At 46.5% G+C, this 12,845-nt stretch carries 8 protein-coding genes and 2 tRNA genes; 6 read left to right on the forward strand and 4 right to left on the reverse strand.

Annotation, left to right across the window (positions count from 1 at the left end):
• Window positions 1–133: 133 nt before the first annotated feature.
• Window positions 134–991: an AraC family transcriptional regulator gene (locus PGS38_RS07785; RefSeq protein ID WP_118659354.1), complete on the reverse strand. Its 858-nt coding sequence runs from the start codon at window positions 989–991 to the stop codon at window positions 134–136.
• A gap of 245 nt (window positions 992–1,236) precedes the next feature.
• Here PGS38_RS07785 and PGS38_RS07790 point away from each other — a divergent pair, with 245 nt between their 5' ends.
• Window positions 1,237–3,432 (forward strand): alpha-galactosidase, encoded by a 2,196-nt coding sequence (locus PGS38_RS07790; protein ID WP_117761930.1) that lies wholly within the window; start codon window positions 1,237–1,239, stop codon window positions 3,430–3,432.
• Window positions 3,433–3,629: 197 nt separating this feature from the next.
• A complete protein-coding gene (locus PGS38_RS07795; RefSeq protein WP_117761931.1) occupies window positions 3,630–4,514 on the forward strand; it encodes an SH3 domain-containing protein in 885 nt (294 codons plus the stop codon).
• A 110-nt stretch (window positions 4,515–4,624) separates the two neighbouring features.
• Here PGS38_RS07795 and PGS38_RS07800 read toward each other — a convergent pair.
• The 3 genes from PGS38_RS07800 to PGS38_RS07810 all read right to left on the reverse strand — a co-directional run bounded on the left by PGS38_RS07800 (window position 4,625) and on the right by PGS38_RS07810 (window position 5,884).
• Window positions 4,625–4,696 (reverse strand) — tRNA-Cys (locus PGS38_RS07800).
• A gap of 3 nt (window positions 4,697–4,699) precedes the next feature.
• Window positions 4,700–4,771: transfer RNA gene (locus tag PGS38_RS07805), tRNA-Glu, on the reverse strand.
• A gap of 150 nt (window positions 4,772–4,921) precedes the next feature.
• Complete coding sequence (locus tag PGS38_RS07810; protein ID WP_118659355.1) at window positions 4,922–5,884, reverse strand: AraC family transcriptional regulator; 963 nt, start codon at window positions 5,882–5,884, stop codon at window positions 4,922–4,924.
• Window positions 5,885–5,985: 101 nt separating this feature from the next.
• Between PGS38_RS07810 and PGS38_RS07815 the strand changes: the two genes are divergently transcribed.
• The 4 genes from PGS38_RS07815 (at window position 5,986) to PGS38_RS07830 (ending at window position 12,781) form a co-directional block, all read left to right on the forward strand.
• Window positions 5,986–7,617, forward strand: coding sequence for a glycoside hydrolase family 13 protein (locus PGS38_RS07815; RefSeq protein WP_118659356.1), 1,632 nt, complete (start codon window positions 5,986–5,988; stop codon window positions 7,615–7,617).
• Between the two features lie 66 nt (window positions 7,618–7,683).
• Window positions 7,684–9,279 carry a response regulator transcription factor gene (locus tag PGS38_RS07820; protein ID WP_117804869.1) on the forward strand — a complete coding sequence of 532 codons (1,596 nt, stop codon included), beginning with the start codon at window positions 7,684–7,686 and terminating at the stop codon, window positions 9,277–9,279.
• Entirely contained in the window at window positions 9,167–10,735 is a 1,569-nt protein-coding gene (locus PGS38_RS07825) for an extracellular solute-binding protein (RefSeq protein WP_270476151.1), read from the forward strand. The genes PGS38_RS07820 and PGS38_RS07825 overlap by 113 nt, the downstream gene beginning before the upstream one ends.
• A gap of 177 nt (window positions 10,736–10,912) precedes the next feature.
• Window positions 10,913–12,781, forward strand: coding sequence for a serine hydrolase domain-containing protein (locus PGS38_RS07830; protein ID WP_158581775.1), 1,869 nt, complete (start codon window positions 10,913–10,915; stop codon window positions 12,779–12,781).
• The last annotated feature ends 64 nt before the right edge of the window (window positions 12,782–12,845 follow it).

Raw genomic sequence — 12,845 nt, forward strand, 5'->3', positions numbered from 1 at the left:
TTTTTGGGGCAACACAATCCGTCGAATTATTTTGCACTTACATTAAGAAACGCCATCTAACATTTTGACGGTTTTCCATAACATTTCTTCCTGTTCATGGAAGAAAGATTTCGTTATAATAAAATCAGACAGATCACGGAACATGTGCAGAGTCAGGAGTCGTGTCAAGGCGGAACTTTTTCCGATAGGCACTTGGCGTCATGCCCTGCTTCTGGCGGAAGGCTTTGGTAAAAACTTCGGCATTCCGGTAACCACAGGAAAAAGCGACCGTTTCGATGGAGAGATCCGTATACGATAAAAGCTCGAGCGCACGCGTGATCCGGCAGGAAGAAAGATAGTTCTGCGGTGAGGTATGGAGATATTTCTGAAACAGGGTATAAAGGTAACTCCGGTTGATGCAGACATATCTGGCAATATCCGAGACAAGAATTTCATTGGAATAATTATTTCGGATAAACTCAACGGCTTTTTCCACGTAAAGATTGCCGCTCTCCCGTGCAGAAGGATCGGCAAGCGTGATTTCGCGGGAAAGAATTGAGAAAAACTGGTACAGACAGCCTTCCAGAAGATACTGGTCCGAGGTGTCATAGGTATTGTGCTTTTGCATCTGAAACAAGAGGGACTGCAGTTCACCGGAAAAGTTGCACTGGTAGACAGGGTGCTCCTCGGAAAGACCGAGTTCCTGTACATAAGAGGCAGCTTTTTCGCCGTCAAAACCGATCCAGAGATATGTCCAGGGATCATCCGCATCGGCTTCATAGTAGGTGCGGACATTTGGCATCAGGAAAAAGCCCTGTCCGGCGGTTAAGCGGTAAGTGCGGTTTCCGATGGTAAAAGTGCCTTTTCCGGAAATAATGTAGTGGATCACGTAATTGGGGCGGACAGCCGGGCCGTAGCTGTGGAACGGCTGGCAGGCTTCGTAGCCGCAGAAGCAGAGATAAAGATCCGAAAATTTATGCTTTGGGACAGGAAGTGTCCAGGAAGTTTCCATAAGTATACCTCACAAAATGAATCATCAGAAAAGCCGGAATGTCACAAAAGGATGAGATTCCGAAATATCAGTAAAATTATATCGTGTTTTGCAGGATACTGCAAGCAGCTGTAGGAGATCAAAAGCCCGGAGTAGCAGCCGTTACGGTTCACGCAGCACCGGAACACTTGTTGTTCGGGTATGTAAGAAAGTGATTTTGGTGTGAGCAGCCCGAAAAAATGCGATAAGATAAAGGAGAAAAAACCATGGCAATCAAAGTAAGTGAAAATGGACGGTTATTTACCCTCCAGACAAAAGACAGCAGTTACCAGATGTTCGCAGATGACAAAAATGTGCTTCTGCATCTCTACTATGGAGAAAAAATCGGTGAGGAAAATCTTTCCGGTCTGATTTTCTGTACGGATATGGGATTTGCAGGAAATCCGGAGGAAGCCGGAAGCGATCGCACGTATTCTCTGGATACACTGCCGCAGGAAGTACCTTCGAGCGGAGTCGGCGATTACCGTGATGATATGGTTCGGATTCGTCAGGTGGATGGAAGCTGTGCGGCAGATTTCCGTTTCGATTCTTATGAAATCCTCGATCATTCCTATGCGGTTCCGGGTATGCCGGCACTGTACGATACAGAGGAAGAAAAAGGAGAAACGCTTGTCATCACGATGAAAGAGAAAGCTTCCGGTGTTGTACTGAAATTGTTCTACGGAGTATTTGAAAACGAAAACGTGATTACGAGAGCGGCAAGACTGGAAAACCACGGAGAGACGGCAATCGAGCTGGAAAAAATGCTGTCTTTCAGCATGGATCTGATGTATGAAAATTATGAGATGATCTATTTCTCCGGCCGTCATGCGATGGAGCGTACGGCAGAGCGGATTCCGGTGCAGCGCGCAAAAGTCGAGATCGGCAGCATCCGCGGCACGTCGAGCCATCATTACAATTCGGCCGTAATCCTCTGCGAGGAGGGGGCTGACGAGACACACGGTTCCTGCATCGGCGCATGCCTTGTTTACAGCGGAAACTTTGTTGCAGCGGCACAGAAGGATCAGAAAAACCAGACCCGTTTCCAGATGGGTATTCACCCGGCAAACTTCTGTTTCCACCTGGAAAAAGGAAAAGTGTTCGATACCCCGCAGGTGATCCTGAGCTACTCCGGAAGCGGCCTTACCAAACTGTCACAGCAGTATCATGAGATCATCCGCGAGCATATCTGCCGCGGTGCGTATAAACATGCCGAACGTCCGATCCTGATCAACAACTGGGAGGCAACGTATTTTGATTTCAATGAAGAGAAAATTCTGAAAATCGCAGAGCAGGCGCAGAAACTCGGCATCGAAATGCTGGTGCTTGATGATGGCTGGTTCGGAAAACGAGATGATGACAACAGCGGCCTTGGCGACTGGTTTGTCAACGAGAAGAAGATGAACGGTTCCATGGCACAGCTTGCAGAAAAAATCCACAAGATGGGCATGAAATTCGGTCTCTGGTTCGAGCCGGAGATGATTTCCGAGGACAGTGATCTCTACCGTGCACATCCGGACTGGGCATTTGCAGTTCCGGGACGTGTGCCAAACCATGGAAGAAATCAGCTTGTACTGGATATGACGCGTGACGATGTGCGGGAGTATCTGCTGGAGCGTTTGACGACCATCGTCCACGATGCAGAAATTGATTATGTCAAATGGGATATGAACCGCAGTGTCTGCGATGTTTACAGCCATGTGGCAGCACAGAGCCGAAACGGAGAGCTGTATCACCGCTATGTGCTCGGTGTTTATGATCTGCTCGAGCGTTTCCTTGCCGCGTGCCCGGATCTGCTGCTTGAGGGATGCAGCGGAGGCGGCGGAAGATTTGATGCCGGTATGATGTATTATTCCCCGCAGATCTGGTGCAGTGATAACACGGACGCGATCAACCGTCTGTCGATTCAGTATGGAAGTTCCTTCTTCTATCCTATCAGCACGGTTGGATCCCACGTTTCGGTATGCCCGAACCATCAGACCGGCCGCGTAACTCCATTCAAGACAAGAGGTGATGTAGCTCTTGCAGGAAGCTTCGGCTATGAGATGGACCTGAACAAGATTTCGGATGAAGAGAAAGAGATGGTAAAAGAGCAGGTTGCTGCAATGCATACATATTACGATCTGACGCACGAAGGCCTGTATTACCGTCTGACCGGGCTGAAAAAGCAGGATTTCATGGCATGGGAGTTCGTGGCAAAAGATCAGAGCCGCGCACTGCTTACACTGGTAAAGACGGATGCAGAAGGAAATCCGCTTCCGGTTCACACGAAAGTGTGCGGTCTTGCAGAGGATAAGCTGTACCGCTGCAGTCTGGATGGAGAAATCCGCTCCGGCCGTACTTGGAACCGTGCGGGACTGACGCTGCAGCAGGTGCTGGGAGAGTATGAGAGTATCCGGGTCGAATTTACAGAAGTAAAATAAAAAAGATAAGAAAAATCTTCAACTGGATTTGAGAGGAAGGGAACCTCAATCTGGTTGGAGATTTTTTTGCATAAAGAAAATCAAAGCAGGAGGGAAGGAACGTACTCTTTACAGTGCAAAAATAGTTATGATACAATAAGCAAAAGAAATTTTCTGACAGAAAATAAAGAGGGAACTGTCAAGAAAGGAAATTGTACATGAGAAACAAAAAAAACTGTTTAGCTGTTCTTCTGATGACAACTATTGTGGTAATGGGATGTGGAAATCAGCAGGTGGAAAAGGAGAATCCATCGGTTGTCTCCGAAAGAGCATCCAGTGTCCAGGATGAGTCAGAAGATGGTGAAAAAGAGTTTCTTTCTACATACCAGAATATTATAATCACACTTCCAGAAGGCTGGAATGTAATGAGAGATGAAAAAATTCAATGCAGTTTCATATCGGAAGATGGGGAAAGTCTTGAGATATCGTATCGGGAAGGAATGGCAAAAGTGATACTTATGGATTTCCCGGAGGACGAAGAGAGTGCTGAAAAATTAATCGATCAAAATGAAATAACCGGGGAAAACAGCATCAGTGATTTTGTAGCGAAAACAGTTAACGAAGGAAAAAGTAAAGAGAGTTCCTTTTATCGTTTCCAGGTAAAAAATTCCCTGCAGATTCCGACCGCATTTTTCTGCGGAGTGAAAACGGAGAATGAAGGGTATCAGATTATATGGAAAAAAGGAAACGGCAGCAACGATACACAGCAAATCGTGCCGGAAATACTGGAGTCTCTGCAGTTCCCGGACAATGAGCTGCTGACAGAAACATTTCAGACGGCCTGCCAGGAGCAGAAAAGAGCGCTGGAAGCAGAAAATAATTCGGATGGCGTGAAAAAGCAGAAGGGTAAGAAAACCGTCACCTGTATCTCACCGGTCAATGTACGTACAGAACCCAACGTCAGCACAAGCCAGGTTATCGGAGCTCTGACGACAGGGGAAGAAGTGGAAATGCTCGGAAAAGAGAACGGATGGTACAAGATTTCGTATGAGGGAAAAACGGCGTATGTGTACGAAGACTATGTGAAAGAAAAAGAAAATTAAAAAAGAATGATATTTTCAAAAAAGCTGCCGAAGCAAACAGAACCGGCAGCTTTTTTGAAATAATTTTGAAAAAGAAAAATCCCAGAAACTATCTGTTTCCGGGAAAGAAGAGGCGTCGACCGGATTTGAACCGGTGGATACTGGTGTTGCAGACCATTGCCTTACCACTTGGCTACGACGCCATATGACTCCGACGGGAATCGAACCCGTGTTACCGCCGTGAAAGGGCGATGTCTTAACCGCTTGACCACGGAGCCGAAGTTTTTGTTTTGTCTGCCGTGATTTTTGCTCAGCGACAAGTAGTATATTATCATAAGAAAACGAGTTTGGCAAGTGTTTTTTGAAAAAAAATCAAAAATTTTTGAGATTTGTGTTGCCGTGCATTCAGAAGGAAAAAATTTGCCGGGTCAGGGCATGGCTTTTCGATATTCTTCCGGTGACATACCAAAAGTCCGGCGGAAAATGCTGGCAAAATAGCTGGGGCTTTCAAATCCGGTATGCAGAGCAATTTCCAAGATAGAAAGCGAGCTGCCGGTAAGAAGATCCGCGGCTTGGGTTACGCGGTACTGGTTGATATAGGAAATAGGCGTTGTGTGAAAGTGCGTTTTGAAGAAACGACAAAAATATTGTGGATTCATATTGAGTATAGCAGCAAGATCTGAAAGACGGATTTTAGAATCATAGTTATCCTGAATATAACGTAAGAGTTTTTTACACTGATCAGATCTTTCTTTTTTACGAGTGCAGAGGGGTTCCGGATGAAGAAAAAGCTGGTATTGCGCCAGAAGTGCAAGAATCCGATACATGTCACTTTTGATCAGAAGAAACCAGCCGATGGGTTTGGTATCGTATGCATACAGGATTTCCTGGAAAAGCTCAGATAATGTCAGTACAAATGTTTTCTGTGTCTGAGAGGAGGCTTCAGCAGCAGAAAGCTCTTCCAATGGAAAAGCCGGAAGAAGCAGTTGATGAGAGAGCAGCGGACGAATCCAGTCTGCTTCACAGGAATCCAGATAGGCACATGAGAGAATTTCTGGAAGAAATACAAGGGCATGGTGAACCGAAGGGGCAGTTCCAATGCTGCAGAGCTGATGCAGTTCGTGACTGTTGATGAAAAGAAAAGTACCTTCGGAAATTGTCCGGGTTTCAGTTTTCAGTGTCAGAGTGAGAGTACCTTTTTCAACCCAGATCCATTCTAATTCTTTATGCCAGTGAAAAGGAACAGAGAGCCCGCCATGAGTATAATCCTGATGATAGATATGGAGCGGAACAGGTTCGGTTCCATGCACGGTAAAATCCCGGATTCCGCCAGAAAGAACAGGGGAACAAGATTCAGGAGAAAAGAGCTCTTTTGAACGTTCTTTTTTCATAAAAGTCAAAATCCTTTCATTAAATACGAAAATCAGGTTAGAAAATATAAGATAATATCATTATACTGCTCTTATAGGAAAAAAGAAAGAGAGGACAGAAAATGAAAAGAGAGTGGTGGCATAGCTTAACCGTATATCAGATTTACACCAGAAGCTTCTGTGACAGCAACGGAGACGGCATCGGCGATTTTGGAGGGATTCTGCAGAAGCTGGACTATCTGCAGGAGCTTGGTGTTGGAGCCATCTGGCTTTCGCCTTTTAACGATTCTCCTAATTACGACAATGGATATGATGTCAGTGACTATTATAAAGTAATGGAAGAAGCGGGCACAATGGAAGAGCTGGAAGAACTGATCGCAGCCTGTGAAAAGCGGGAAATTGTGGTCATGATGGATCTTGTTTTAAATCATAGTTCCCATCTGCACCCATGGTTCCTGGAAGCCAGAAAGGATCGAAACAGTAAATACCATGATTTTTACATCTGGAAGGAAGGAACGAAGGAGCAGCCGCCAGAAGGCGGCGGAGCATTCTTTGGAGGAAGCACCTGGGAATGGGTGCCGGAGGTTCAGGAATATTATTATCACAGTTTCAGTGTAATGCAGCCGGATCTGAACTGGAAAAATCCGTCGCTTCGGAAAGAGCTGTACCGGATGATCCAGTTCTGGATGGATAAAGGGATCCGTGGTTTCCGGCTGGATGCAATTGACAATATTGTAAAAGATGGACATGGAGGAAATGATACTCATTCGGAGCAGATTCATACATACTTAATGGAAATGAATCAGAATACGTATGGAAAATCAGAACAGATCCTGACAGTGGGGGAAACCGGAGGTGCTACGGTAGAAATGGCACAGCAGTATTCTGATCCGGAAAGCCAGGAGCTCAGTATGATTTTTCAGTTTGAACTGATGGGAATCGACGGCATCCGAAGTGGAAACTGGGATCCGAAACCGTATACGCTGCCGCAACTGAAGCAGATCTTTGAAAAATGGCAGACGGGACTGGAAGAAAAAGGATGGAACAGTCTGTTCTGGGGAAACCATGATTTTCCGCGTGTCATATCGCGCTTTGGAAATGACAGGGAACCGTATCGGGAAAAATCAGCAAAAATGTTGGCTGTCCTTCTCCATGGGATGAAAGGAACTCCTTATATTTACCAGGGGGAAGAAATCGGTATGACAAATGTGTCAGGGCTTCGGATCGATGACTATCAGGATATCGAGTCTGTAAATTTTGCCGAAGACCGTAAAAAAGAAGGCTGGGAGGAAGAAAAAATTCGTACCTATCTTGCACGGAACAGCCGGGACCATGCGCGGACGCCAATGCAGTGGAATGCGGAAAAACACGCCGGATTTACAGCGGGAACACCGTGGATGGCGGAAAATCAGAATTACGAGGAGATCAATGTGGAAAACAGCAGAAAAAATCCGGATTCCCTCTTCTATTTCTATCAAAAACTAATTGCGCTGCGTAGGAAAAATGACACTCTTGTTTATGGGGATTTCCGTCTGATTGAGGAAGAAAATCCGGATATTTTTGCTTATGAGAGAAATCTGGGAGAGAAAAAGCTGATTGTGCTCTGCAATTTCCGGGATACCGCGGCAGAGATGAAAGCCCGATATGATTTGACAAAAGGAACGGTTCTGATTCATAATGATACAGAAAGTCTCACAAAAGAAGTGTGGAAGTTACAGCCGTATGAGGCGTATATGATTGAACTTCTGCAGTAAAAAGACAGAAATGAAAAGCAGCAGGAGAAGAAAACTGCAGGAGCAACTGGAAACAGGAGGGAGAAAATGTATCGCGTTCTTCTTGTAGAAGATGAAGAAATTGAACTGGAGACATTGCGGGATTATATTGACTGGAAAAAGAACGGGATTTCCAGAGTATTTACCGCGCGCAATGGCAGAAGGGCACTGGAGTGCCTGGAAGAAAATATGGCAGATATTGTGATTACGGATATTCAGATGCCAGGAATGAGTGGAATTGAACTGGCAGAGACGATCGTACGCCGGGGGTATCCATGCAAAATTGTTTTTCTGACAGGATATGATGATTTTTCCTATATCCATTCCGCTTTTCAGGTGAATGCCGTGGATTACCTTTTAAAGCCATTTACGATTGAAGAAGTAGAAGCATGTCTGAAAAAAGTGAGAAGTGAATTGGAGAAAAGTGAGATAGCAGACTGGTCGCGGAAAACGGCGGCGAAGCAGTTGCTGGAAATGGCTTTGCGGGAAAAACAGGAAACAGAGCTTTTACGGAAAAATTTCCGTGGTGTATTTGGAGAAGAACTGGAAGAGTGCAGGTTTGGAATCATAGCGGTTTATGGAAAAACGGAAGAAAACATCTGTAGCCAAATTCAGGAAAAATACAAGGGCATCCGTTACATCAGCAAAACGGAACGGATCAGCATTCTGCTGCTGGCGGGGTATCTGTCGGTGAAAGATACGGCATTTCAGATCTGGAATGATTTGAAAGAAGACGCACCGAGAGCCGTTGGATGGTGCAGTGGAGCATGGACAGCTGACTGCCTGTACGAAAAGGCGGAAAAACTTCGGAACTGTTGTGTTCTGGCATTTCATATGGATCCACCGGAACTTTTCTGTGCAGATGAAAAAGAAACGGAAGAGGAAAAAGCATATCATTTCCGGGAACAGAAGGAGCGGAGAGAAGAAATCTGTCGTCTGGTCAGCAGCGGGAAAAAGCAGGAAACGCTGCAGACCATGAAAGATTATTTTCAACAGCTAAAGGGGCTTGCGCCGAAAACATTTGCGGGAGAAGTTTATAATCTCTATATGTATCTATGGAACCGTCTTGTTTTGAGCGATGAACTGCTGGAAAACTGGATGGAAGCAGAAAAAATTTTGAGAGAAAATGAAATTTTTGAAGCAAACAACAGTTATCAGATGCGGGAAAAGATGAAGCAGTATCTGGAACGGATGTTGGCATTTTTTGAAGAACAGAATCAAAATCCAAATTACTATGCCGTTTATCAGGTAAAAACATATCTTCAGGAGCACTGCTCGGAAAGCGCAGATATCGAGAAGCTGGCCGCGGAGGTCGGTTTGTCTCCGAATTATCTGAGGAGCCTGTTTAAAGAGGCAACAGGAAAAACGATTTTGGAATACAATACGGAAATGCGTCTGCAGAGGGCGGCGGAACTGTTAAAGAATAAGAAAAATAAAGTACGGGAAGTGAGTCTGGCGGTTGGATATGAAAATGTTTCTTACTTTGGCGTTGTGTATCGCAATGGCGATGAGTGTCCTGATGGCAGCGGGAATGCTTGCAGGATGCGGATCAAATGGCAGTACATCATCAAGTACTGCATCCGGCAGTGCATCATCTGCATCGGACGAGGTATCAACAGACGGAGTTACGATTTCTATCTTTGACAAAAACTCCGGAAGCAATACCTTTGATGATCCAGTTGCAAAAGCAATTGAGGAAAAAACAGGTGTCAAAATTCAGGTAGAAAATCCAACCGGAGATCCGCTGGAAAAATTGAACCTGATGCTGACCGGTCAGAATTACCCGGATATCGTCCTGATGGATCGTGGAAATGATATTGTAAACCGTTACATTGAGGCAGGCGCACTGCTTCCGTTGAATGATCTGATCGATGAGTACGGTCCGGATGTAAAAGAGATGTACGGGGAAACCTTAAACAAGAGTCGTTATACCGATGGAAAGAATTACTATCTGAATAACTGGTACGGAGAAGATCCAGATCCGGTAGCCGGTGTTCTGATGCGCTATGATTATCTGTGCGAAATCGTTGGAAAAGACCGCGCAGACAGCGATGAGCCATTTACACAGGAAGAGTATATTGACATTTGCAAGAAATTCAAAGAACTTCATCCGACCATTGACGGAAAAGAGAGTATTGCCATTACCTTTGATGCAGAATCCAAAAACTACGATGGAACATTAAAAGGAATGTATGGTCTGAAAACATATTATCAGGATGGGGACAATCTGGAACATGTTGCCAAAGCACCAAACTTCAAAGAGATGATGTCCTTTGCCAATGAACTGTATACCGAAGGCCTTCTGGACAAAGAGTGGGTTGTCAACAAGAAAAATCAGTGGACGCAGAAACTGTCTGCAGGTAACGTATTCAGTACCTTTGCTTCCTACTGGGATACCGATGCAGCAAATACAGCACTTGCTTCTTCTGTAGGAGAAGATGCAAAATTCTATTCCTATAAAATCCTTGGAAACGGAATCAGTGCAGATGAAACTACTTACTGCGGAAGAAGTACACTTGGCTGGGATGCAATCGCGATCACCAAGAATTGTAAAAATCCGGAAGCAGCCATGAAGATGATCAACTACCTTGCAAGCGAAGAAGGACAGTATCTTCTGATGTGGGGTATTGAGGGAACCAACTGGAATATGGAAGATGGAAAACACGTTCCGAACGATGATCTGATTGAAGGATTCCAGACGGATTTTGACAAAACAAAACTGGATACCGGCGTCCGCAAATGGACTTGGTTTGTAAAGAACGGAAATGGTACAGACGGAACTCCATACGATGTATCACAGTATAAAGTAAAAGAGACCCGGCAGGTGGCTATGAATCACTTTGGTGAGAACGACAGATGGGATACCGCAGAGTTTACAGGCCTTGCCCCGGCAGGAAGCACTCCGGATGGCTTGAAATGGCAGAAAATCCAGGATATCTACGATCAGGAATATCCGAAGATTGTGAATGCAGACAGCCACGATGCGGCAATGGAAGAGTACGACAAGATGATTTCCGAAATGAATGACGCAGGACTGGAAGATGTAGAAAAAGTTATCACACAGAATTATCAGGAGCGTATGAAACTCTGGAATGAGTAAGCTAAAGTAAAATAAAAAAATCACACACGGAAAAGAACCGGCAGAAATCGAAATACAGATTTCTATGTCGGTTCTTTTTTATCAGAAGAAGCATTGCGATTTTCAAGGAATCTGGATATAATGAGGAAAACTGGAAAAACAGGGAAATCCAACCGCATGAGACAGGAGGCATCGTACATGGCAGCGAAAGAACAGTTAACCGCAATGGAAATGATCTGGGGATTTATGAGTGGGACGACAGGACATATGGGAAAGACGGACTTTGCGCCGCAGAAGGAAGCGTTCGGGGATTTTGCATCTCCGGAAACGTATTTTCCGCGCGTGGTGCCGGAGAGCGAAGGCATCTCATCGGAAAAGCTGACGCAGATGCTTCGTGAGCTCGCCGCTGCGCGCCATACGGACATGCATCATCTGCTGGTCCTGCGGAATGGACATGTCATCTGCGAATGCAATTTCGCCCCATACCGCAGCGGCATCTGGCATGCGACGTATTCTATGTGTAAGAGCATCACTGGCATGGCGGCTGGTTTTCTGATCAGTGAAGGAAAACTTTCCCTGGACGAGAACGTCTATGATATTTTTGAAAAACGAAACGGTCTGCTGCAGAAGATCCTGCGCCCGAATTTGACCGTGGAGCATCTTCTGACGATGAAGAGCGGCGTACAGTTCAATGAGATGGGCGTTGTTTCCGGCAACGACTGGGTGGACAGCTTCTTAAATGCGCCGGTCAAGGGAACGCCGGGCGAAGCGTTTGAGTACAACAGTATGAACACGTATCTGCTGTCTGCAATCATACAGGAGCGCACCGGCATGAAAATGGTAGATTACCTGCGGCCGCGTCTGTTTGAGCCTCTTGGCATCCGGAAAGTCTTCTGGGAGAGCTGCCCGGCAGGGATTACGAAAGGCGGCTGGGGCCTCTTCCTGTGCCCGGAGGACGCGGCCAAGCTCGGGGTGATGTACGTGAACGGCGGAAAATTCGAAGGAAAACAGATCGTCCCGGCGGAATGGGTCGCAGCGTCCACCTCCGTTCATGCGACACCGCCGGAAAAGATGGGAAAATATGGCTATGGTTACCAGGTCTGGATGGAGGAGCGGCCGGGCAGCTTTGCGTTCAATGGCATGCTGGGGCAGAACGTACTCGGTTACCCGGATACCGGCGTGGTGATTGTGACGAATGCGGGCAGCAACGAGCTGTTCCAGACGTGTGAGATGCTCGACATTGTGCGGAAGTATTTCGGCGCGGAATTTGGTGCAGAGCTGAAATCCGGCGAGGCGGAAAGCCCGATGGCATATCGGAAGCTGGTGCAGACCTGCTGTGATCTGGAGGGCGCGAAAGAGACACCGGGAAGAATCCTGCGCGGCGGCTGGAAGCGGAGAACACCGGGGCCGCGGAACAGCGGAACACCGCGTCAGATCGACATGGCGCAGCTTCTGCACGGAAAAGAATATAAAATGGAGGACACGCATGTCGGCATGTTTCCGCTGACGCTGCAGGTCTTCCACAACAACTTTTCCGACGGCATCCGCCGCATCGGTTTCTTCTATGAAAAAGGCCGTTTCTTTGTCGAGCTGACCGAGGGAGAAAAAACACAGCGCATTGCGATCGGTCTTACGGGGTCCAAAGTTGTAGAATGGGTGGAAAACGAGGAATCGTATCTGCTCGGAACGACGGGACAGTTTGCGGAGAATGAAGACGGCGAACTGGTGCTGAAGCTTGAGTTTGCATTTCTGGAAGAGGCCGCAAGACGGAGGGTCAAAATCATTTTCCAGCGTGATTTCGAGCGGATCAGACTGGAGTGGAATGAGACGCCGGGCAAGGATCTGATTATTGAGGGACTTGAATCCCTCGTGACGGATGTGGCGATCGCGCCGCTTCTGCCGTCGCGGTTCCGCGAGCGGAGCCTTGACATGATCCATCTGCTGATGGCACAGACCATTGAGCCAATGGTAGAGGCACACCGCGTGTGGCCGGGGGAAGAAACGGCAGCGGAAGCTGAATCGGCCGCGGCAGTGGAAAATGCGGAAAACGCAGAAGAAACGGTGTAAAAACAGAAAAAATCAAAAGAGAAATGTGGATAAAAAAGGGAATGGAGCTGCCGGATGCGCAGTT

The sequence above is a fragment of the Fusicatenibacter saccharivorans genome (assembly GCF_027667425.1).
GTDB classification, from domain to species: Bacteria; Bacillota; Clostridia; order Lachnospirales; family Lachnospiraceae; genus Fusicatenibacter; species Fusicatenibacter saccharivorans.